The following is a 21,381-nucleotide window of genomic DNA, read 5'->3' as shown; positions in this document are numbered from 1 at the left end:
TCTTCGACATCCCCCTTCCGGCGCTGCGCGCCACCTTCCCCCTCCGGGGGAAGGTAGAAGTTGAGACTGTAGGGAAGGAACGAGCCATGAAGGTCAACGGCAAGGTCTGCGTCGTCACGGGCGCGGCGGGCGGCATCGGCGAGGCGGTGGCGCGGCGCTATGCGGCGGAAGGTGCCAAGGGCGTCGTCGTCGCCGATCGGCCGGGCGACAACCTGCAGCGCGTGGCGAAGGAGATCGGCGGCCTGGCCGTTGCCTGCGACGTCGCGATCGAGGGCGACATCAAGAAGCTGGTGAGCGAGGCCGAGCGCAGCTATGGGCCGGTCGACGTGTTCTTCTCCAACGCCGGCATCGCCCGCGCCGGCCACGAGGCGGCCTCGGACAAGGACTGGGCCGACAGCTGGGCGATCCACGTGATGAGCCACGTCTACGCCGCGCGCGCCCTGGTGCCGGGCATGCTGGCGCGCAAGTCGGGCTACCTGCTCAACACCGCCTCGGCCGCCGGCCTGCTGGCCTCGATGGGCTCGGCGCCCTACGGCGTCACCAAGCACGCCGCCGTGGCGCTGGCCGAGCATCTGGCGATCCAGTACGGCGACAAGGGCATCCGCGTCTCCTGCCTCTGCCCCCAGGCGGTCGACACCAACATGTATCGCGGCACCACGACGACGGCGGCCGGCATCGACGGCATCATGACGCCCGCCGATGTCGCCGACGCGGTGATCAAGGCGATGGATGCCGAGCGCTTCCTGATCCTCTCGCACCCCGTGGTGCACGAGTACATGCAGCGCAAGACCGCCGACGTCGATCGCTGGCTCACCGGAATGCGCCGCCTGCGCGATCGCGCGGTGAAGTGATGGCGGGCGAGCCGGGCACCAGCAGCCAGGCGCCGCCGCAGATCGTCGCGGTGATCGAGGCCTATATCGAAGCGCTCAACAGGCGCGACCTCGACGGCGTGCGCGCGACGTTCCACTTCCCGCACGTGCTGTTCGGCTCCGGCATGGTGACGCATTACCCGACGCCGGCCGACCTGTCCTTCACCGCCTTCGATTCGCGCACGGCGCAGCATGGTTGGGCGCGCAGCACCTGGGACGGCCATTGCGTGCTGCTGGCCGGTCCGGACAAGGTGCATATCGACGTGTGGTTCACGCGCTGGCGCGCCGACGGCTCGAAGATCGGCACCCACCACTCGATGTACATCGTCACCAGGCTCGACGAGCGCTGGGGCATCCAGGCGCGGTCGAGCTACGGGTGACTGAGCTGTCATCCCGAGCGAAGCGAGGGATCCAGGCCGGCCGTAGATCCCTCGCTTCGCTCGGGATGACAAATGGCTATCCCCTCGACTGGCGCTCGATGAGGTCGATGTCGCGGGCGGCGCCTTCGGAAGCCGACAGCGCGAAGGCGGCGTAGGCGCGCAGCGCCGTCGACACCAGGCGCTCGCGCTGCTCGGTCGGCTTCCACGCCCTGGCGCCGCGCGCCAGCATGGCCTCGCGGCGCTTCGCCAGGGTCGCCTCGTCGACTGCGAGGTGCAGCTTGCGCTGCGGGATGTCGATCTCGATGATGTCGCCTTCCTCGACCAGGCCGATCAGGCCGCCGGTCGCGGCCTCGGGCGAGATGTGGCCGACGCTGAGCCCCGAGGAGCCGCCGGAGAAGCGGCCATCGGTGATCAGGGCGCATTTCTGACCCAGCCCGATGCTCTTGATGTAGCTCGTCGGGTACAGCATCTCCTGCATGCCCGGCCCGCCGCGCGGTCCCTCGTAACGGATGACCACGACGTCGCCCGGCTTGAGCGTGAAGCCGAGGATCGCCTTGACCGCCGAGTCCTGGCTCTCGAAGACGCGCGCCGGTCCCTTGAAGCTCAGGCAGTTGGCCGGCACGCCGGCGGTCTTCACGATCGAGCCGTCAGGCGCGAGGTTGCCGTAGAGCACCGCCAGGCCGCCGTCCTGCGAGTAGGCGTGCGCGCCGGAACGGATGCAGCCCTTCTCGCGGTCCATGTCCAGCGAGTCCCACTTCCTATCGGTGCTGAACGCCTCGGTGGTGCGCACGCCGCCCGGCGCGGCGCGGTAGAACTCGCGCACCTCGGGCGCCGGCTGGCGCATGATGTCCCAGCGGTCGATCGCCTCGCCGATGGTCTTCGCGTGCACCGTCGCGCGGTCGCGATGGATCAGGCCCAGCCGGTCGAGCTCGCCCATCAGGCCCATGATGCCGCCGGCGCGATGCACGTCCTCCATGTGGAATTCCGAGGTCGAGGGTGCCAGCTTCGACAGATGCGGCACGCGGCGGCTCAGCCGGTCGATGTCGGCCATGCCGAACGGCACCTCGCCCTCGCGCGCCATGGCGAGCAGGTGCAGCACGGTGTTGGTCGAGCCGCCCATGGCGATGTCGAGCACCATGGCGTTCTCGAAGGCCTTGAAGTCGGCGATGCCGCGCGGAGTGGCCGTCACGTCGTCCTGCTCGTACCAGCGCTTCGTCAGCTCGACGATGGTGCGGCCGGCCTTGAGGAACAGCTCCTTGCGGTAGGCATGCGTGGCCAGCACCGAGCCGTTGCCCGGGAGCGCCAGGCCCAGCGCCTCGGCCAGGCAGTTCATCGAGTTGGCGGTGAACATGCCCGAGCACGAGCCGCAGGTCGGGCAGGCCGAGCGCTCGTACTTGGCGACGTCGGCATCCGAGGTCTGCGGATTGGCGGCCTGGATCATGGCGTCGATCAGGTCGGCCTTGCGCTGGCTGCCGTCCTCGAGGATCACCTTGCCGGCTTCCATCGGCCCGCCCGACACGAAGATCGCCGGGATGTTGAGCCGCATGGCGGCCATCAGCATGCCCGGCGTGATCTTGTCGCAATTGGAGATGCAGACCAGCGCGTCGGCGCAATGGGCGTTGCACATGTACTCGACGGCGTCGGCGATGTGCTCGCGCGAGGGCAGCGAATAGAGCATGCCGTCATGGCCCATGGCGATGCCGTCGTCGACCGCGATGGTGTTGAACTCCTTGGCGACCGCGCCGGCCTTCTCGATCTCGCGCGCCACCATCTGGCCGAGGTCCTTGAGATGGACGTGGCCGGGCACGAACTGGGTGAAGGAATTGGCGATGGCGATGATCGGCTTGCCGAAATCGCTGTCGCTCATGCCGGTGGCGCGCCACAGGCCACGGGCGCCGGCCATGTTGCGGCCATGCGTGGAGGTACGCGAACGATACTGCGGCATGATCTCCCCTCGTTTGCGCGCAGCCCTAATGCGCGCGCCGCAAGGCGTCAACGCGATCTTTCTCCTCCCAACGCAGGCCAGCTCTACCTTCCCCCGGAGGGGGAAGGTGGCGCGTAGCGCCGGAAGGGGGATGTCGAAGACGGACTCCTGCGTTCGGCTTCGACATCCCCCTTCCGCCCTTCGGGCACCTTCCCCCTCCGGGGGAAGGCAAGTGATGCCTCACGCGTAGCCCGGCGGCGGCACGAAGGCCTGGTACTCGCGCTCGAGCAGGCGGGCGAAAGCGATGGTGGTGCGGTCGGCGTATTGCGGGCCGATGATCTGCACGCCCACCGGCAGGCCGCGCGGCGTGAAGCCGATCGGCGCCACGGTGCCCGGCAGGTAGCAGACGCCGTTGATGCCGGCCCAGAACAGCTGGTCGGTGGTCGGCACGCGCTGGCCGTTGACCTCGATGGTGCGCTCGTGGCGCTCGCCCACCTGGTCGTGCGGGAAGGCGGCCGAGGCGGCGGCCGGGCAGAGCAGCAGGTCGTAGTCCCTGAAGAACTCGGCCCAGCGCAGGCGCAGCTGGTGGCGCCGCTCGTTGAGCGCCAGCCAGTCGCGATGGCCCAGCACGTTGGCGCGGGTCATCTCGGCGAAATAGCTGTGGTCGTCCGGCGCGAGATTGCGCGCAGTTTCCTTGTTGCGCGCGTAGGTCTCGTCGCTCTGGCGGCCCGAGGTCGCGCTGCGCAGCAGCGCGATGTAGAGGCGGTGCAGCTCGCCGGTGTCGATCTCCGGCCGCGCCGTCAGGCTGATCTTGGCCCTGGACTTGCCGAGGAACTCGGCCAGGCGCGACAGCAGGCTCTGCACCTCCTGGTCGACGGCCGAGTTGGCATCCTCGAGCATCACCGCGACCTTGAACTCGCGGAGCTTCGTCTTGGCCGGCTTGGGCAGCTTCAGCCGCCAGCCGGCGCCGTCGATGTCGTCGGGCCCGGCCATCGCCTTGAGCGCCGTGGCGAGGTCCTCCGCACCGCGCGCCAGCGGGCCGATCACCGAGATGTCGCCCTGGGCCACGCGGCCGGGCAGCGCATGGCCGCGCGGGCTGACGACGCCCCAGGTCGGCTTGTGGCCGTAGACGCCGCAGTAATGCGCGGGGTTGCGGATCGAGGCGCCGATATCGGAGCCGGCCTCGATGCCGGTCAGGCCGGCGGCGAGCGCCGCCGCCGAGCCGCCCGAGGAGCCGCCGGGCGAGCGGCTGGTGTCCCAGGGATTGCTGGTCGTGCCGTAGATCGCGTTGTAGCTCTGCCAGTCCGCCAGCATCAGCGGCACGTTGGTCTTGCCGAACAGGTTGACGCCGGCGGCGCGCAGCCGCGTCACCGACAGCGCGTCGCCCGACGCCACGCTGGCGCGCAGCGCCGGGTCGCCCCAGGTCGTCGGCAGGCCGGCGACGTCGTAGCTCTCCTTGATGGTCATCGGCACGCCGTGCAGCGGCGGCAGGTCGTCGCCGCGCGCCACCTTCTTGTCGGCCGCCTTCGCCGCCTTGCGCGCCTTGCCGGTGTCGAGCGCGATGATCGCGTTGAGCTTGGGGTTATAGGTCTCGATGCGCTTGAGGTAGAGCTCGAGCAGCTCGACGCAGCCGATCTTCTTCTTGCGGATCGCGCGGGCGAGGTCCGTGGCCGTGCGGAACGGCAGGTCGGGCGAGGCCATGGGTCTGTCTCCTGGATCGGCGGCGGCCGGATCATAACGGGCGCGGCGTGAGGTTCAATCTTGCCTTCCCCCGGAGGGGGAAGGTGCCCGAAGGGCGGAAGGGGGATGTCGAAGCCGAACGCAGGAGTCCGTCTTCGGCATCCCCATCCGGCGCTTCGCGCCACCTTCCCCCTCCGGGGGAAGGTATTAACGGGGGCGAGGCCGGACGCGGGCGGTGGGCTCGGCGATCAGGGGATCGTCGGGCCAGTAGTGCTTGGGGTAGCGGCCCTTCATCTCCGCCTTCACCTCGCGATAGCCATTGGCCCAGAAGCTGGCGAGGTCGCGGGTGACCTGCACCGGGCGGCGTGCCGGCGACAGCAGGTGGATCAGCAGCGCCACCTTGCCACCGGCGACGTGCGGCGTCCGGGCCAGCCCGAACATCTCCTGCAGGCGCACGGCGAGCACCGGCTCGGCCGGGTTGGCGTAGTCGATCGGCAGGTGCGAGCCGCTGGGCACGTCGACATGCGTGGGCGCCAGGCGATCGAGATCGCGGCGCGCGCCCGGCGGCAGCAGGCCGCCCAGCGCCGAGTCGAGATCGACCTGCGCCAGGTGCGCGCGGCGCGTGACGCCGGCGAGATAGGGGCCGAGCCAGTCCTCGAGATCGGCCAGCAGGCGCGCATCGGAGAGGTCCGGCCAGTCTTCGCCGAGGTGATGGCGCAGGAAGGCGACGCGCTGACGCAGCGAGACGAGGCCGTCGCGCCACGGCAGGCTGTCGATTCCCATCGCGCGCACGCCCTCGAGCATCGCCAGGCGCAGTGCCTCGGGATCGGGGTTGGCCAGCGGCCGATCCTCGAGCACCAGCGCGCCCAGCCGGCGCTGCGCGCGCGCCACCACCGCCTGCTCGCGCGCATCCCAGCGCAGCACGTCGCGGCGCGCGAGGCGATCGGCGAACAGCTCCTCGATATCGCCCATCGTCAGCGGCGCGGCGAGGAAGACGCGGCCGTCCTGCTGTGCACCGTCGAGATCGGCGATCGCCAGCCACGCCTCGGCGCCCAGCGGATCGCCCGCCGGCAGCGCCGCGCCGCGGCCGCCGCTCAGCGCGTAGCGGCCATCGCTGTTGGGACGCCGGCGCGCGATACGGTCGGGATAGGCGAGCGCCACCAGCCGCCCGGTGTCGCGGCTGTCGATGTCGCTCTCGTCGCGCACGCCCAGCCGACGGCGGAACTCGCGCGCCGACTGGCGCACGGCGGCGAGCGTGCCGCGATCGACCGAGGCGCCGCGCACCGGCCGCTCGGCGTTGAGCGCGACATCGACGCGATGGCGCAGATCGGGGTCGCGCTGGCCCGGCGCGAAGCGCAGCAGGTCGCGCTCGCCGATCAACGCGGCCAGCAGGCAGGCCAGCGCGCCGCGCCCGCTGAGCAGCATGTGGGCGATGCGGGGATGCGCGCCCAGCCCGGCCATCTCGAGGCCATGGGTTGTTATGCCGTCGTCGTCGTCGATGGCGCCGAGGTCGCGCAGCAGGGCGCGCGCCTGCTCCAGCGCCGCGGCAGGCGGCGGCGTCAGCCACGGCAACGCCGCCGGATCGCGCGCGCCCCAGGCGGCGAGCTCCAGCGCCAGCGGCGCGAGATCGGCTTCGAGGATTTCCGGCGTGCCGAATGCCTTCAACCCGCGCTGCGTCGCCTCGCTCCACAGGCGAAAGCAAACGCCCGGTTCCAGTCGTCCGGCGCGGCCGCGCCGCTGGTCGGCCGAGGCCTGCGTCACGCGCACCGTCTCCAGCCGCTCCATGCCGGTGCGCGGCGAGAAGCGCGGCACACGCATGTAGCCGCCATCGACGACGATACGCACGCCGTCGATGGTGAGACTCGTCTCGGCGATCGCCGTGGCGAGCACGATCTTGCGGCGGCCCGGCGGCGAGGGGCGGATGGCGCGATCCTGCTCGGAAGCCGACAGATCGCCATAGAGCGGCACAAGATCGGTGTCGGCGGGCAGCACGTCGCGCAGGCGCTCCTCGACGCGGCGGATCTCGCCGACGCCGGGCAGGAAGACCAGCGCGCTGCCGCTTTCCTCCTCCATGGCGCGGCGCGTGGTCGAGGCGACAATGTCCTCCAGCCGTCCCTCGGGATCACGCTCGAGATAGCGTGTGCGCACCGGGAACATGCGGCCGGCGCTTTCGATCACCGGCGCGTCGCCCAGCAGCTTCGCCACCGCCGCGCCGTCGAGCGTCGCCGACATCGCGAGGATGCGCAGATCCTCGCGCAGCGCCATCTGCGCCTCGCGCACCAGCGCCAGCGACAGGTCGGTCTCCAGTCCGCGCTCGTGCAGCTCGTCGAAGATCACCAGGCCGACGCCGTCGAGCGACGGATCGGCCTGCAGGCGGCGCAGGAACAGGCCGTCGGTGACCACCTCGATGCGGGTCGTCGGGCCGACGCGGGAGTCCAGCCGCACGCGATAGCCCACCGTGCCGCCGACTTCCTCGCCCAGGGTCTGCGCCATGCGCCGGGCGGCGGCCCGCGCGGCGACCCGGCGCGGTTCCTGCATGACGATCCGGCGCCCGGCGAGCCAAGCCTGATCGAGCAGGGCCAGCGGCACGACGGTCGTCTTGCCGGCGCCCGGCGGCGCCAGCAGCACCGCCGCGCTGTCACGCGCCAGCGCCTCCTTCAGCGCCGGCAGGGCGTCGACGATGGGCAGATCGGCCATGGCGGCCGTTCAAGCAGGCGTGGCGATCCTGCGCAACCGCGCATCGAGCTCCCGCCGGTCCGCCGGCGGAAGGTTCGGCTGCGTGCAATGGTTTGCGATGGTCGGCGACGGCTGCCCGACAGCCTCGCCGGCTGCCGGATGATCGGCATTGCTATGGTTTGCAATGGTGGGCGACGGCGGCTCGCCTGCCGCCCCGAACGGGAGAGCATCGCCATTGCTATGGTTCGCCATGGTCTGCGGCGGCGGCGCGTCCGGCTCGCCGAATGGCGGACTTCGCGGAGTCTGGCCATTGCTATGGGTTTCAATGGTCGGCGGCGAAGGCGGCTCGCCCGCCTGGCCGACGCCGGGAAGCGGGGAGGCAGCGGCTGGATACCGCCGCCGCGCACGCTTGCCGACCCGCTGGAGCTGGTGCCAGTCGGCGATCGCAACGTATTCCTGGCCGTCGACTTCGTAGATCCGCACCAGCCGCTGCGCCGCCAGTTCGTCGATCATCCGTCGTACGGCGTCGCTGTCGAGCTCCTCTCCGGGCAGCACCTGCATGCGGATGGTGCGCGGCCGAAGCGGCTGCACGCCGTAATCGTCGGCGAAATTCCACAGGCCGATGAACAGAAGGCGCGTCATCGGCTGGCAGTCGATGACGGCTTCCCAGGTCCAGAAGTCGGGTGAGATCGTGCGGTTGCGGGCCATCGGGCGGACTCCGGTTCGGGTGAGAGTGGCACCGGTGTACCGCCGAAATCCGTCCTGTCCTATTTCCACCCCTAGGCGTGTCGGAATCGCCTGGATTCGCCTGGTCGGCGGGCTGTAATCGCGGTGGAAAAGGCCCGCCGCACAAGGACTTACAGGGTTGTTCCTGATATTGGTATGTCCGCCCTTATGCGTGTCGAAGAGGAGGCCCGGATGCCTGCCGTGAAGCTGACATTCTGCCTGCACCGCCTGCCGCACCTGACGCGCGCGCAGTTCCAGGATTACTGGCTGAACCGGCACGGTCCGCTGGTGCGCAGCCACGCCGCGGCGCTGGGCATCAGCCGCTATGTCCAGACCCACGCCACCGAGACACCCTTCGACGCCGGTCTGCAGGGCGTGCGCGGCGCGCCGGAGCCCTATGACGGCATCGCCGAGTTGTGGTGGGCGGACGAGGCGGCCTTCGAGCGCTCGATGCGCGATCCGGCGGCGCGGGAAGCGGGAAAGATCCTGGTCGCCGACGAGAGGACTTTCATTGACCTCGCGCGCTCGCCACTATGGGTCAATCGCGAGAACGAGATCGTGGGCTGAAACCGACCGGCGGCCTATAATGGTTCGTGATGACGGACGAACTTGCCCTGGTCCGAGAATACAAGCGACGTGTTGAGGCCAAGCTGCCTGGACGCGTGGCGAAGGTTGTGCTGTTCGGTTCGCGTGCCCGAGGAGATGCGTCGGCGGATTCCGATTGGGATATCGCTGTGTTCCTGGGCAGCCGACCGACTGTGGGGGAACGCGATGTGATCTCGGACATCGCCTTCGACCTCATGATGGAGACCGGCGCGCAAATTCAAGCGCTTGCCCTGTCCGCAGCCAGCGAAGCGGGCGATTTCCGCTTCTATCGCAATCTGCGCCGAGATGGCGTTGCCGCATGACGACGGAAGTCGACGCTCGATTGGCGAAGGCCGATCGGTATCTGCGATCGACCGAGACCGTCGCTGCCAAGGAGTTTCCTGAAACCATTGTGACGGCTGCTTACTACGCGATGTTTCATGCAGCGGTCGCTGTTCTGGAGGCGCGGGGAATAGAACCCCCAAGGACGCACCGCGGCTTGGTCGCACGCTTTGGCGAGCTGGCCAAGAGCCTCGGCGATGACGCGCGTGAGATGGGCCGCCTCCTGGCACGCGGTCTGGATCGACGCGTTATCGGCGACTACTCGGTATCCGAGGTGCTGACACCGGAAGAGGCTAGCGAAGCGCGCGACCGAGCCGAGCGCTTCGTTGACTGGTGCGTGCGGACGATCCGCCGACGATAGCTATCGAATTGGGGAGAAAGACCGCATGGAACCGCGGCAGGTGAAGAATGCAGCCGACGTCCGCAAGATCCTCAAGGACCGCAAGCTCACGCACGTGAAGGTCGGCGTGCACGACATGGATGGCGTGCTGCGCGGCAAGTACCTGCATGTCGAAAAGTTCCTCGGCGCGCTCGACGGCGGCTTCGGCTTCTGCGACGTGGTGCTGGGCTGGGACAGCAACGACCAGCTCTACGACAACGTCACCTATACCGGCTGGCACACCGCCTATCCCGACGCGATGGTGCGCATCATCCCCGAGAGCTGCCGCGAGATCGCCACCGAGCCGGGCAACCTGTTCTTCCTCTGCGAGTTCGTCGGCAAGGCCGAGGCGCTCTGCCCGCGCGGCACCCTGCGCCGCGTGCTCGATCGCGCCGCCGACATGGGCTTCGACGTCTGGGCCGGCTTCGAGTACGAGTTCTTCGTCTTCGCCGAGACGGCGTTCAGCGTGCGCGAGAAGGGCTTCAGGAACCTCAAGCCGATCTCGCCCGGCTTCTTCGGCTACTCGATGCTGCGCAACTCCGTGCACGCGGAGTGGTACGCCGACATGCTGAAGCTCGGCGAGACGATGGATTTCCCGATCGAGGGGTTACACACCGAGACCGGCGCCGGCGTGCTCGAGGCGGCGCTGCGGGTGAGCGGCGGGCTGGAGGCGGCGGACCGCGCCGCCTTGTTCAAGACCTTCACCAAGGTGCTGGCGCAGCGGCGCGACTGGATGGCGACCTTCATGGCCAAATGGTCGAAGGACTGGCCGGGCTGCGGCGGCCACATCCACATGTCGCTGTGGCAGAAGGGCCGGGACGTCTCGGCCTTCCACGACGAGAAGGGTCCGCATCGCATGAGCGCGACCATGCGAAGCTTCGTCGCCGGCCAGAAGGCGCTGATGCCGGAGTTCCTCGCCATGGTGGCGCCGACGGTGAACTCGTTCCGTCGCCTCATCCCGGGTTTCTGGGCGCCGACCGCCGCGAGCTGGGGGGTCGAGAACCGCACATGCGCCCTTCGTGTTATCCCCGGCTCGAAGAAATCGACCCGCGTCGAGTACCGGGTGGCCGCCGCCGACGGCAATCCGTACCTGGCACTGGCCGCCGCCATTGCATCGGGCCTGTGGGGCATCGAGCAGAAGCTCGATCCGGGCGATCCGGTCGACGGCAACTCCTACGCCAGGACGCATCCCGCGAAGTCGCAGCTGCCGCGCACGCTGACCGAGGCGGCGGAACGCTTCCACAAATCCAGGGCGGCGCGGGCGCTGTTCGGCGACGCCTTCGTCGAGCACTACGCCGCGACGCGCGAGTGGGAGGAACGCGAGTTCCGCAAGCACATCAGCGACTGGGAGCTCGATCGCTATTTCGAGATCATCTGATTGACGCACCCCGTCATCCTGAGCGAAGCGAAGGATCTGGCGGTGTGTGACCGAGACCGCGAGATGCTTCGCTACGCTCAGCATGACGGGGAAAATGACCACGTTTGAAGTTCGTTCGCCGATCGACGGCTCCATCGTCGCCACGCGGCCGCTCGCCGGTGCGGCGGAGATCGCGTCCGCGGTGTCGGCCGCACGGGCCGCGCAACGCGCCTGGCGCGGCGCACCCGTGGCCGACCGCGCTGCGCTGGTGCGGCGCTTCGTCGAGGCGATGCAGGCGCGCAGGGACGGCATCGCGCAGGAGCTGACGCGGCAGATGGGGCGGCCGATCCGCTATACGCCAGGCGAGGTCAACGGATTGTCGGAGCGCGCCACGACGATGGCGGGCCTCGCGCCCGAGGCACTGGCCGATGTCGCGACGGCCGAGAAAGCGGGCTTCACCCGCTTCATCCGCAAGGACCCGCTGGGCCTCGTCTTCGTCATCGCGCCGTGGAACTACCCATACCTGACGGCGGTGAACGCGGTGGTGCCGGCGCTACTCGCCGGCAACGCGGTGCTGCTGAAGCACTCCAGTCAGACGCCGCTGGTGGCCGAACGATTCGCCGAGGGCTTCAAGGCGGCCGGCCTGCCGGACGGATTGCTGCAGGTGCTGCACCTCTCGCACGCCGACACCGAGAGGCTGATCGGCTCGCCCGACATCGACTTCGTCTGCTTCACCGGCTCGGTGGAAGGCGGCCACTCGGTGACCCGCGCCGCCGCCGGTCGCTTCATCGGCCTGGGGCTGGAGCTGGGCGGCAAGGATCCGGCCTATGTCCGGCCCGACTGTGATTTCGACCACGCGGTCGAGAACCTGGTCGACGGCGCATTCTTCAACTCCGGCCAGAGCTGCTGTGGCATCGAGCGCATCTACGTGCACGAGCAGCTCTATCCGCGCTTCGTCGATGCCTTCGTCGCGCTGACCAGGCAATACAGGCTGGGCGATCCGCTCGATCCCGAAACCACGCTGGGGCCGATGGTGCGCGCTTCGGCCGCCGCTTTCGTGCGCGGGCAGATCGCCGAGGCGGTGGGCAGGGGCGCGCGCTCGCTGGTCGATCCCAAGAGCTTCGCCGCCGATCGCGAGGGCACGCCCTACATGGCGCCGCAGGTGCTGGTCGATGTCGACCATTCGATGCGGGTGATGACCGAGGAGAGCTTCGGCCCGGTGGTCGGCATCATGAAGGTCGGCGCCGACGAGGAGGCGATCAGGCTGATGAACGACAGTCCGTACGGCCTCACCGCGGCGATCTGGACGCGCGACGAGGCGGCCGCCATCCGCATCGGCGATCAGGTCGAGACCGGCACCTGGTTCATGAACCGCTGCGACTACCTCGATCCCGAGCTGGCCTGGACCGGGGTCAAGGACACCGGGCGCGGCTGCACCTTGTCGCGGCTGGGTTTCGATTACCTGACGCGGCCGAAATCGTTCCATCTCCGGCACGCGACCGGCTAAGGTCGCGACCGATCCGCATCGCATCGAGGCCATATGACAGAGTCGCCCGTCGGCAACTGGAGCTACCCCACGACCGTGAAGTTCGGCGCCGGGCGCATCAGGGAATTGGCCGAGCACTGCAAGGCCGTGGGCATCGTCAAGCCGCTGCTGGTGACCGATCCTGGGCTGGCCGGCCTGCCGATGATCGCCGAGGCCTTCGTCTCGCTGGAGAAGGCCGGCGTACCGGCGGTGATCTTCTCCAAGCTGAAATCCAACCCGGTGGCGCAGAACGTCGAGGACGGCGTCGCCGCCCTGCGCGCCGGCAAGCATGACGGCGTGATCGCCTGGGGCGGCGGCAGCGGTCTCGACACCGGCAAGGTGATCGCCTTCATGGCCGGCCAGAAGCGGCCGATGTGGGATTTCGAGGATATCGGCGACTGGTGGACGCGCGCCGATCCTGACGGGATCCTGCCGGTGATCGCCGTGCCGACCACCGCCGGCACCGGCTCGGAGACCGGCCGCGCCGGCGTGATCACCGACGAGACCACGCATACCAAGAAGGTGATCTTCCATCCGAGGATGATGCCGAAGATCGTCATCGCCGATCCCGAGCTCACCGTCGGCCTGCCACCGCATCTCACGGCAGCGACCGGCATGGACGCCTTCGCGCATTGCCTCGAGGCGTATTGCGCGCCGTCCTATCATCCTTATGCCGACGGCATCGCCGTGGAGGGCATGCGGCTGGTGAAGGAGTACCTCGAGCGCGCCGTCGCCGACGGCACCGACATCGAGGCGCGCGCGCATATGCTGGCGGCGTCGCAGATGGGCTCCACCGCCTTCCAGAAGGGCCTGGGTGCCATCCATTCCCTGTCGCATCCGATCGGCGCCGTGCTCGACACGCATCACGGCCTGACCAACGCGGTGGCGATGCCCTACGTGCTGGTGTTCAACCGCGACGCCATCGCCGAGCGCATCGCGCGGCTGGCGCGATACCTCGGACTGCCGGGTGCGGACTTCGACGGCTTCCTGCAATGGGTGCTGGAGCTGCGCCAGCGGCTGCAGATCCCCCACACCTTCGCCGATCTCGGCGTGACGGAAGACATGCTCGACAAGTTCTCGGAAATGGCTGCCGTCGACCCCACCGCCGGCGGCAACCCGGTGCAGGCCGGCGTCCCGGAGATGCGCCAGATGTACGACGCGGCATTGCATGGGCGGTTGTAAGTTTTTCTACCTTCCCCCGGAGGGGGAAGGTGCCCGAAGGGCGGAAGGGGGATGTCGAAGACGGCCTCCTGCGTTCGTCTTTGACATCCCCCATCCGTCGCGCTGCGCGCGCCACCTCCTCCCTCCGGGGGAAGGTAAAGTTGGATGTCCATGACCGACACCCCTCCCGCGTTCCCGACACAGGCGCGCGTCGTCGTCATCGGTGGCGGCATCGTCGGCTGCTCGGTGGCCTATCACCTCACGCAGCTCGGCTGGAAAGACGTCGTGCTGATCGAGAAGGGCCGGCTGTCGAGCGGCACGACCTGGCACGCCGCCGGTCTCGTCGGCCAGCTGCGCACCCATCCCAGCATGACGCGGTTGATCCGCTACTCGACCGATCTCTATGCGCGGCTCGAGGAGGAGACCGGGCTGGCCACCGGCTGGAAGCAATGCGGCAGCCTCACCGTGGCGCGCACGCCGGAGCGCATGACCTTGCTCAAGCGCGTCGCGGCGATGGCCAAGGCGCAGAACGTGACCTGCGATCTGCTGACGCCGGCGGAAGCCGGCAAGCTCTATCCCATCATGCGCACCGACGATCTGGTCGGCGCCGCCTGGCTGCCGGGCGACGGCAAGGCCAATCCCGCCGACATCACCCAGGCGCTGGCGCGCGGCGCGCGGCGCGGCGGCGCGCGCATCTTCGAGCAGACCAAGGTCACCAGGGTCCATGTCAAGGACGGCCGCGCCACGGGCGTGTCGACCGACAAGGGCGACATCGTTGCCGACGTGGTCGTGAACTGCGGCGGGCAATGGGCGCGCGAGATCGGCCGCGCGGTCGGCGTCACCGTGCCGCTGTTCTCCTGCGAGCACATGTACATCGTCACCGAGCGCGTCGCAGGCGTGCAGCCGGACCTGCCCTGCCTGCGCGATCCCGATGGCTACATCTACTTCAAGGAAGAGGTCGGCGGCCTCTTGATGGGCGGCTTCGAGCCCGAGGCCAAGCCGTGGGCGCAGGCCTTCGACATTCCCGAGCCGTTCGAGTTCCAGCTGCTGCCCGACGACTGGGACCAGTTCCAGATCCTGATGGAGAACGCGCTGATCCGCGTGCCCGCGCTGGAGAAGACCGGCACCAAGCGCTTCATCAACGGGCCCGAGAGCTTCACCGCCGACAACAACTACATCCTGGGCGAGGCGCCGGAGCTGAAGAGCTTCTTCGTCGCCGCTGGCTTCAACTCGATGGGCATCGCCAGCGCCGGCGGCGCCGGCAAGGCGCTGGCGGAGTGGATCGTCAACGGCGATCCGACGCTCGATCTGTGGCCGGTCGACATCCGCCGCTTCGCGCGCTTCAACGCCAACGAGCAGTGGCTCAAGGCACGCGTCGCCGAGGTGCTGGGGCTGCACTACAAGATGCCGTGGCCCAACCGCGAGCTCGAGACGGCACGTCCGCTGCGCCGCTCGCCGCTCTACGACCGGCTGAAGGCGAGGGGCGCCTCGTTCGGCTCGAAGATGGGTTGGGAGCGGCCCAACTGGTTCGCTGTCGATGGACAGTCGACTTCGCTGGATTACGGCTGGGCGCGGCAGAACTGGTTCGCATCAAACGCCCGCGAGCATCGCGCGGCGCGCGAGGGCGTGGCGATCTTCGACCAGAGCTCATTCTCCAAGCTGCTGCTGCAGGGCCGCGACGCCGAGGCGGCGCTGCAGCATCTCTGCGCCAACGACATGGCCGTGCCGGTCGGCACGTCCGTCTACACGGGCGTGCTCAACGTGCGCGGCGGCTTCGAGTCCGATCTCACGGTGCAGCGCCTGGCGCGCGACCGCTTCATGCTGGTGACCGGCTCGTCGCAGACGACGCGCGACGCCGACTGGCTGGTCAAGCACATGCCCGAGGACGCGCACGCGGTTCTCACCGACGTCACCGGCGCCTGGGCGGTGATCTCGGTGATGGGCCCGAAGGCGCGCGATCTGCTGACGCGCGTCAGCCGCGCCGATCTCAGCGATGCCGGCTTCCCCTTCGGCACCTGCCGAGACATCGACGTTGGGCTGGCGACGGTGCTGGCGGTTCGTCGCACCTATGTCGGCGAGTTGGGCTGGGAGCTCTACACGCCGGTCGAGATGGCGGCCTCGGTCTACGACACCCTGCGCGAGGCGGGCGAGGCGCTGGGCCTGATCGACGCCGGCTACTACACGATCGAATCGCTGCGGTTGGAGAAGGGTTACCGCGCCTGGGGCCGCGAGCTGACGCCCGAGCACACACCGTACGAGGCGGGGCTGGGCTTCGCGGTGAAGCTCGACAAGGCGACGCCGTTCATCGGCCAGGAGGCGCTGCGCGGCCTGCGCGGCAAGCCGCTGTCACGCCGCTGCGTGTCGATTACGCTGGCCGATGGCGGACCAATCGCGCAAAGCGGCGAGCTGCTGCTGCGCGATGGCAAGCCGGCCGGCGAGACGACGTCGGCCGCCTACGGCCACACCTTGGGCCGCACCGCGCTGCTGGGCTACGCGCACAACAACGGCCAGCCGGTCGATGCGGCGTTTCTGTCATCGGGCACGTGGGAAGTCGACATCGCCGGCGACCGCTGCGCCTGCACGGTCTCCCTGAAGGCGCCGTACGACCCCGACGGCAAACGCACGCGCATGTAGTTGTGCTTCCCTTCCCCCGGAGGGGGAAGGTGGCGCGAAGCGACGGATGGGGGATGCATCAACGACTCCGCTGTCCGTCTTCGACATCCCCCTTCCGCCCTTCGGGCACCTTCCCCCTCCGGGGGAAGGAAGATTGTTCGGCGATCTCGAAGAACTGGCGCACCGGATCGAGGCGCCGCCGCTCGGCGAGGCAGACCGCGAACTCGCCGACCTCCATGTCGGCGCCGGCGATGTCGAGGGCGCGGAAGCGGGCGTCGGCGCCGAACTCGCTTTCGAACACCACGCCGATGCCGAAGCCCGCGGCCACCGCCTCGCGCACGCCCTCGCGGCTCTCGACCTCGACCAGCACGCCCGGCCGCACGTCGGCCTCGGCGAGGCGCTGCTCGAAGACCTCGCGGGTGATCGAGCCGCGCTCGCGCAGCACGAGGTCCTGCGCCGAGAGCCGCGAGAGTTCGACCCGCCGCAGCCGCGCCCAGGCATGGCGGCGCGGCACGAAGAGGATCAGACGATCCTTGCGGATTCGGCGGCAGACCAGGCGCGGATCGGAGGTCGGCCGCGCCATCACGCCGACATCGGTCTCGTGGTCGAGCACCTGGCGCAGCACCGCGTCGGAGTTGCCGATGCGCAGCGCGAAGGTGAAGCCCGGTCGCGTGCGACGGATCTCCGCCAGCGCCGGCATGACGTGATAGGCCGAGTCGGCGCCGACGCGCAGATGCCCGCCCGCCAGCGCCGCGCCGCCGGCGATGGTCGCGGCGGCCTCGTCGTAGACCGCGAAAAGCCGGCGGGCAACGTCGTGCAGTCGGCGGCCGGCCTCGGTGAGCTCGACGCGCCGGCCGACGCGGCGGAACAGCGCCACGCCGGACTCGCTTTCGAGGCCGCGCACCTGCGCCGACAGGGTGGGCTGGCTGATGCGCTGGGCGCGGGCGGCGGGCGAGTAGCCGCCGGCATCGGCCACGAGGTGGAAGGCGCGCAGCTGGGTGAAGTTCAATCTATCTAGCCATCCTATGGGATGGATATAAAATATATAATGGACCGATAGATGTCACGCCGCCATCCTGTCCCCGAGACAGTCGAGAGGACCTCCATGGCCCCGCGCGGCGCTTCCGAAACCGGCGATCCCCTGCTGCTGACCCCCGGTCCGCTCACCACCTCGGCCGCGGTGAAGCAGGCGATGGTGCACGACTGGGGCTCGCGCGACGCCGAGTTCATCCGCATCAACAGGATGGTCCTCGACAGCATCGTGCAGCTCGCCGGCGCCGAGGGCACGCATGTCACCGTGCCGGTGCAGGGCAGCGGCACCTTCGCCGTCGAGGCGATGATCACGACCTTCGTGCCGAAGACGGGCAAGCTGCTGTTGCTGATCAACGGCGCCTATGGCCAGCGGGCGAAAAAGATCGCCGAGATCGCCGGCCGCGCCGTCGTCACCCACGAGACGCCCGAGGACACGCCGCCCGATCTCGCCGCGATCGAGACGCTGCTGGCCGGCGACACGGCGATCACCCACGTCTTCGCCGTCCATTGCGAGACGACGTCGGGCATCCTCAATCCGATCGGCGAGACCGCAGCGTTGGTCGCGCGGCAGGGCCGCCGCCTGCTGGTCGATTCGATGAGCGCCTTCGGTGCGATCGAGATCGACGCGCGAACGGTCCAGTACGACGCGCTGGCAGCTTCGTCGAACAAGTGTCTCGAAGGCGTGCCGGGCCTCGGCTTCGTCGTCTGCCGCAAGGATGCGTTGGCTGCGTGCAAGGGCAACGCCACGACCCTGGTGCTCGACCTGCACGACCAGGCCGAGGGTTTCGCCAGGACCGGGCAGTACCGCTTCACGCCGCCAATCCACGTCATCGTGGCGCTGGGCAAGGCGATCGAGGAGCACGCGGCGGAGGGCGGCGTCGCCGGCCGCGGCGGGCGCTATCGCAGCAATGCCAGGATCCTGATCGAGGGCATGCGCGGCATGGGCTTCCGCACCCTGCTGCCCGACGCGCTGCAGGCGCCGATCATCGTCACCTTCCACATGCCGACCGACCCGCGCTTCGTCTTCCAGCGTTTCTATGACGGGCTGAAGGATCGCGGCTATGTGATCTATCCCGGCAAGCTCACGGTGGCGGAGTCGTTCCGCATGGGCTGCATTGGCCGCCTGAACGCCGAGCACATGAACGGCGCGCTGGCTGCGGTGCGCGAGGTCCTGGACGAGATGCGCGTGAGCAACGGCGGCCCGGCGCTGGCGGCGGAGTAGGAGACAGACATGGCACCCGACTCGCTCACCGCTGGCGGCACCACGACCATCACGGTCAACGGCCGCACCTACCGCCGGCCGCAGCGACCCACCGTCGTGGTCTGTGTCGACGGCTCCGAGCCCGGCTATATCGAGCGCGCGGTCGAGGCGGGCATGGCGCCATGGTTCGCGCGCATCCTGCGCGAGGGCACCAGCCTGCTCGCCGATTGCGTCGTGCCGAGCTTCACCAACCCCAACAACCTCTCGATCGTTACCGGCCGTCCGCCCGCGGTGCACGGCATCAGCGGCAACTACTTCCTCGATCCCGAGAGCGGGAACGAGGTGATGATGAACGATCCGAAATTCCTGCGCGTCGAGACGCTGTTCCCTGCCTTCCAGCGCGCCGGCTGCCGCATCGCGGTGATAACCGCCAAGGACAAACTGCGTGGCCTGCTCGGCAAGGGGCTGGAGCTCGCGCCGGGCAAGGCCTGCAGCTTCTCCTCCGAGAAGGCCGACCAGGCGAGCGTCGCGACCAACGGCATCGACAACGTGCTGTCGCTGGTCGGCATGCCCGTGCCCGACGTCTACAGCGCCGGACTGAGCGAGTTCGTCTTCGCCGCCGGCGTCGAGCTGATGCGCCGCGACCGGCCCGACCTGATGTATCTGTCGACCACCGACTACATCCAGCACAAGCACGCGCCGGGCACGAAGGTGGCCAACGCCTTCTACGCCATGATGGACGGCTACCTGAACGAGCTCGACGCCATGGGCTGCACCATCGTGCTGACCGCCGATCACGGCATGAACGCCAAGCACGACAGGGCGGGCCAGCCCGACGTGGTTTACCTGCAGGACCTGCTCGACGGCTGGCTGGGCGAGGCGAAGGCGCGCGTGATCCTGCCGATCACCGATCCCTACGTCGTGCACCACGGCGCGCTGGGCTCGTTCGCGGTGATCTACCTGCCGCGCGAGGCCAACGCCGACGTTGTGATGGCGAAGCTGCGCGCCACCGAAGGCATCGAATCGGCGCTGAGCCGCGAAGACGCCGCCCAGCGCTTCGAGCTGCCGGCCGATCGTCTGGGCGACATCATCGTCGTGTCGAACCGCCACAAGGTGCTGGGCACCAGCGCGTCGCGCCACGACCTCTCCGGCCTGACCGAGCCGCTGCGCAGCCATGGCGGCGTGTCGGAGCAGGGCGTGCCGCTGATCTGCAACCGCAAGCTCGGCGCCGGCCCGACGCAACGCTGGCGCAACTTCGACGCCTTCGACCTGGCGCTGAATTTGGTCGCCTAACTCCGTCATCCTGAGCGAAGCGAAGGATCCAGGGCTATGGCGGTCAGCCACCGCGAGATCCTTCGCTACGCTCAGGATGACAGGCGGAGCGAGTCTCCCCGCCGGACCAAAGGCTTGAGTGGAGAAGAACCATGAACGTCCAGGCGAAGCTCGGCGGCATCCAGGCGCCCGTCACCGGCCTGCGCGAAAGCATGCGCATCGCCGGCAGGCGGGTCGACGGCGAGGCCGCGCTCGAGGTGTTCAATCCCTGGAACAACAGCGTCGTCGGCACGGTGCCGCGCGCCAACCCGGCGCAGGTCGCCGAGGCGTTCCAGATCGCGCACGACTACAAGCCGAAGCTCAGCCGCTACGACCGCCAGAAGATCCTGATGAAGACCGCCGAGCTTCTGGTGGCGCGCAAGGACGAGATCGCGCGGCTGATCACGTCGGAGAGCGGGCTCTGCCTGAAGGATTCGCTGTACGAGGTCGGCCGCGCCTTCGACGTGTTCTCGCTCGCCGGCCAGCTCTGCATCATCGACGATTCGCAGACCTTCTCCTGCGACCTCACCCCGCATGGCAAGCAGCGCAAGATCTTCACCCTGCGCGAGCCGCTCAACGCCATCTCGGCCATCACGCCGTTCAACCACCCGCTGAACATGGTGGCGCACAAGCTGGCGCCGGCGATCGCCACCAACAACTGCGTGGTGCTTAAGCCCACCGAGCAGACGCCGCTCACCGCGCTGATGCTGGCCGACACGCTCTACGAGGCCGGCCTGCCGCCGCAGATGCTGTCGGTCGTCACCGGCGGCCCGGCCGACATCGGCGACGCGATGATCACCGATCCGCGCATCGACCTGATCACCTTCACCGGCTCCGTGCGCGTCGGCAAATGCATCGCCGAGAAGGCCGGCTACAAGCGCATCGTGCTCGAGCTGGGCGGCAACGACCCGCTGATCGTCATGGAGGACGCCGACCTCGACAAGGCGGCCGAGCTGGCGGTGCAGGGCGCGACCAAGAACTCCGGCCAGCGCTGCACGGCGGTCAAGCGCATCCTCGTCGTCGAGAAGATCGCCGAGGAGTTCGCCGCGCTCGTCCTGGCGAAAACCAAGAAGCTGCGCGCCGGCGACCCGATGGATCCCGCCACCGATGTCGGCACGGTAATCAACGAGCGCTCCGCGACGCTGTTCCAGAACCGCGTGACGGACGCGGTGTCCAAGGGCGCCAAACTGCTGCACGGCAACGATCGCAAGGGCGCGCTGTTCCCGCCCACCGTCGTCGACCGAGTCCCTTACGATTGCGAGTTGGTGCGCGAGGAGACCTTCGGCCCGGCGATCCCGATGATCCGCGTCAAGGACATCAACGACGCCATCCGCGTCTCGAACTCGACCGCCTACGGCCTGTCGTCGGGCGTCTGCACCAACCGCCTCGACTACATCACGCGCTTCGTCAACGAGCTCAGCGTCGGCACGGTCAACATCTGGGAGGTCCCCGGCTACCGCATCGAGATGTCGCCCTTCGGCGGCATCAAGGATTCCGGGCTTGGCTACAAGGAAGGCGTGCTCGAAGCGATGAAGAGCTTCACCAACGTGAAGACCTACTCGCTGCCTTGGGCGATTTGAGCGCCTACAACGGGGCTTGGACCATGTGCTTGAACACCTT

17 protein-coding genes are annotated in these 21,381 nt (G+C 68.9%); 12 read left to right on the top strand and 5 right to left on the bottom strand.

Features of this window, described 5'->3' with window-relative positions; genetic code table 11:
• Positions 1-86 precede the first annotated feature (86 nt).
• A complete protein-coding gene (locus tag KF889_14720; GenBank protein ID MBX3500699.1) occupies positions 87-851 on the top strand; it encodes an SDR family oxidoreductase in 765 nt (254 codons plus the stop codon).
• Positions 851-1,249 (top strand): hypothetical protein, encoded by a 399-nt coding sequence (locus KF889_14715; GenBank protein MBX3500698.1) that lies wholly within the window; start codon positions 851-853, stop codon positions 1,247-1,249. Before KF889_14720 ends, KF889_14715 begins: the two co-directional genes overlap by 1 nt.
• Before the next feature lie 76 nt (positions 1,250-1,325).
• Here KF889_14715 and ilvD read toward each other — a convergent pair whose 3' ends face one another.
• The 4 genes from ilvD to KF889_14695 all read right to left on the bottom strand — a co-directional run bounded on the left by ilvD (position 1,326) and on the right by KF889_14695 (position 8,237).
• Positions 1,326-3,194, bottom strand: a complete 1,869-nt coding sequence (ilvD, locus tag KF889_14710; protein ID MBX3500697.1) for a dihydroxy-acid dehydratase — start codon at positions 3,192-3,194, stop codon at positions 1,326-1,328.
• A 219-nt stretch (positions 3,195-3,413) separates the two neighbouring features.
• Positions 3,414-4,874, bottom strand: coding sequence for an amidase (locus tag KF889_14705; protein ID MBX3500696.1), 1,461 nt, complete (start codon positions 4,872-4,874; stop codon positions 3,414-3,416).
• 186 nt (positions 4,875-5,060) lie between these two features.
• Positions 5,061-7,550 carry an ATP-dependent helicase HrpB gene (gene hrpB, locus KF889_14700; protein MBX3500695.1) on the bottom strand — a complete coding sequence of 830 codons (2,490 nt, stop codon included), beginning with the start codon at positions 7,548-7,550 and terminating at the stop codon, positions 5,061-5,063.
• Positions 7,551-7,559: 9 nt separating this feature from the next.
• Positions 7,560-8,237, bottom strand: coding sequence for a hypothetical protein (locus KF889_14695; GenBank protein MBX3500694.1), 678 nt, complete (start codon positions 8,235-8,237; stop codon positions 7,560-7,562).
• 210 nt (positions 8,238-8,447) lie between these two features.
• On the opposite strand from KF889_14695, the gene KF889_14690 reads away from it, so the two are divergent.
• The 7 genes from KF889_14690 to KF889_14660 all read left to right on the top strand — a co-directional run bounded on the left by KF889_14690 (position 8,448) and on the right by KF889_14660 (position 16,238).
• Positions 8,448-8,822, top strand: coding sequence for an EthD domain-containing protein (locus tag KF889_14690; protein MBX3500693.1), 375 nt, complete (start codon positions 8,448-8,450; stop codon positions 8,820-8,822).
• A gap of 29 nt (positions 8,823-8,851) precedes the next feature.
• Positions 8,852-9,163, top strand: coding sequence for a nucleotidyltransferase domain-containing protein (locus KF889_14685; protein MBX3500692.1), 312 nt, complete (start codon positions 8,852-8,854; stop codon positions 9,161-9,163).
• On the top strand, positions 9,160-9,543 hold the full coding sequence (locus KF889_14680) for a HEPN domain-containing protein (protein ID MBX3500691.1): 384 nt from the start codon (positions 9,160-9,162) through the stop codon (positions 9,541-9,543). The genes KF889_14685 and KF889_14680 overlap by 4 nt, the downstream gene beginning before the upstream one ends.
• A gap of 25 nt (positions 9,544-9,568) precedes the next feature.
• Positions 9,569-10,939, top strand: a complete 1,371-nt coding sequence (locus KF889_14675; protein ID MBX3500690.1) for a glutamine synthetase — start codon at positions 9,569-9,571, stop codon at positions 10,937-10,939.
• 94 nt (positions 10,940-11,033) lie between these two features.
• Positions 11,034-12,425 carry an aldehyde dehydrogenase family protein gene (locus KF889_14670; protein MBX3500689.1) on the top strand — a complete coding sequence of 464 codons (1,392 nt, stop codon included), beginning with the start codon at positions 11,034-11,036 and terminating at the stop codon, positions 12,423-12,425.
• Between the two features lie 33 nt (positions 12,426-12,458).
• On the top strand, positions 12,459-13,625 hold the full coding sequence (locus KF889_14665; GenBank protein MBX3500688.1) for an iron-containing alcohol dehydrogenase: 1,167 nt from the start codon (positions 12,459-12,461) through the stop codon (positions 13,623-13,625).
• A 150-nt stretch (positions 13,626-13,775) separates the two neighbouring features.
• The gene (locus KF889_14660) at positions 13,776-16,238 is read left to right on the top strand and encodes an FAD-dependent oxidoreductase (GenBank protein MBX3500687.1); all 2,463 of its coding nucleotides are present in this window, start codon (positions 13,776-13,778) and stop codon (positions 16,236-16,238) included.
• 58 nt (positions 16,239-16,296) lie between these two features.
• Here KF889_14660 and KF889_14655 read toward each other — a convergent pair whose 3' ends face one another.
• Complete coding sequence (locus tag KF889_14655) at positions 16,297-17,226, bottom strand: LysR family transcriptional regulator (protein MBX3500686.1); 930 nt, start codon at positions 17,224-17,226, stop codon at positions 16,297-16,299.
• A gap of 96 nt (positions 17,227-17,322) precedes the next feature.
• Between KF889_14655 and KF889_14650 the strand changes: the two genes are divergently transcribed.
• From KF889_14650 to phnY, 3 genes are all read left to right on the top strand, one after another.
• Positions 17,323-18,471, top strand: coding sequence for a 2-aminoethylphosphonate--pyruvate transaminase (locus KF889_14650; protein MBX3500685.1), 1,149 nt, complete (start codon positions 17,323-17,325; stop codon positions 18,469-18,471).
• A gap of 9 nt (positions 18,472-18,480) precedes the next feature.
• Complete coding sequence (phnA, locus tag KF889_14645; protein MBX3500684.1) at positions 18,481-19,743, top strand: phosphonoacetate hydrolase; 1,263 nt, start codon at positions 18,481-18,483, stop codon at positions 19,741-19,743.
• 131 nt (positions 19,744-19,874) lie between these two features.
• Entirely contained in the window at positions 19,875-21,341 is a 1,467-nt protein-coding gene (gene phnY / locus KF889_14640) for a phosphonoacetaldehyde dehydrogenase (protein MBX3500683.1), read from the top strand.
• Positions 21,342-21,381 lie beyond the last annotated feature (40 nt).

The sequence above is a fragment of the Alphaproteobacteria bacterium genome (assembly GCA_019635875.1).
In the GTDB taxonomy this organism is placed as follows: Bacteria; Pseudomonadota; Alphaproteobacteria; order Reyranellales; family Reyranellaceae; genus JAFAZJ01.
Note: the sequence above shows the minus strand (reverse complement) of the source record. Positions and strands in the feature narration are given on the sequence as shown.

Bases quoted from the DNA above. Each gene is read 5' to 3' on its own strand.
- KF889_14665 (MBX3500688.1), top strand. From the start codon at position 12,459: ATGACAGAGTCGCCCGTCGGCAACTGGAGCTACCCCACGACCGTGAAG.
- hrpB (MBX3500695.1), bottom strand. From the start codon at position 7,550: ATGGCCGATCTGCCCATCGTCGACGCCCTGCCGGCGCTGAAGGAGGCG.
- KF889_14690 (MBX3500693.1), top strand. From the start codon at position 8,448: ATGCCTGCCGTGAAGCTGACATTCTGCCTGCACCGCCTGCCGCACCTG.
- ilvD (MBX3500697.1), bottom strand. From the start codon at position 3,194: ATGCCGCAGTATCGTTCGCGTACCTCCACGCATGGCCGCAACATGGCC.
- KF889_14660 (MBX3500687.1), top strand. From the start codon at position 13,776: ATGACCGACACCCCTCCCGCGTTCCCGACACAGGCGCGCGTCGTCGTC.
- KF889_14650 (MBX3500685.1), top strand. From the start codon at position 17,323: ATGGCCCCGCGCGGCGCTTCCGAAACCGGCGATCCCCTGCTGCTGACC.
- KF889_14675 (MBX3500690.1), top strand. From the start codon at position 9,569: ATGGAACCGCGGCAGGTGAAGAATGCAGCCGACGTCCGCAAGATCCTC.
- KF889_14670 (MBX3500689.1), top strand. From the start codon at position 11,034: ATGACCACGTTTGAAGTTCGTTCGCCGATCGACGGCTCCATCGTCGCC.
- phnA (MBX3500684.1), top strand. From the start codon at position 18,481: ATGGCACCCGACTCGCTCACCGCTGGCGGCACCACGACCATCACGGTC.
- KF889_14715 (MBX3500698.1), top strand. From the start codon at position 851: ATGGCGGGCGAGCCGGGCACCAGCAGCCAGGCGCCGCCGCAGATCGTC.
- phnY (MBX3500683.1), top strand. From the start codon at position 19,875: ATGAACGTCCAGGCGAAGCTCGGCGGCATCCAGGCGCCCGTCACCGGC.
- KF889_14685 (MBX3500692.1), top strand. From the start codon at position 8,852: ATGACGGACGAACTTGCCCTGGTCCGAGAATACAAGCGACGTGTTGAG.
- KF889_14720 (MBX3500699.1), top strand. From the start codon at position 87: ATGAAGGTCAACGGCAAGGTCTGCGTCGTCACGGGCGCGGCGGGCGGC.
- KF889_14695 (MBX3500694.1), bottom strand. From the start codon at position 8,237: ATGGCCCGCAACCGCACGATCTCACCCGACTTCTGGACCTGGGAAGCC.
- KF889_14680 (MBX3500691.1), top strand. From the start codon at position 9,160: ATGACGACGGAAGTCGACGCTCGATTGGCGAAGGCCGATCGGTATCTG.
- KF889_14705 (MBX3500696.1), bottom strand. From the start codon at position 4,874: ATGGCCTCGCCCGACCTGCCGTTCCGCACGGCCACGGACCTCGCCCGC.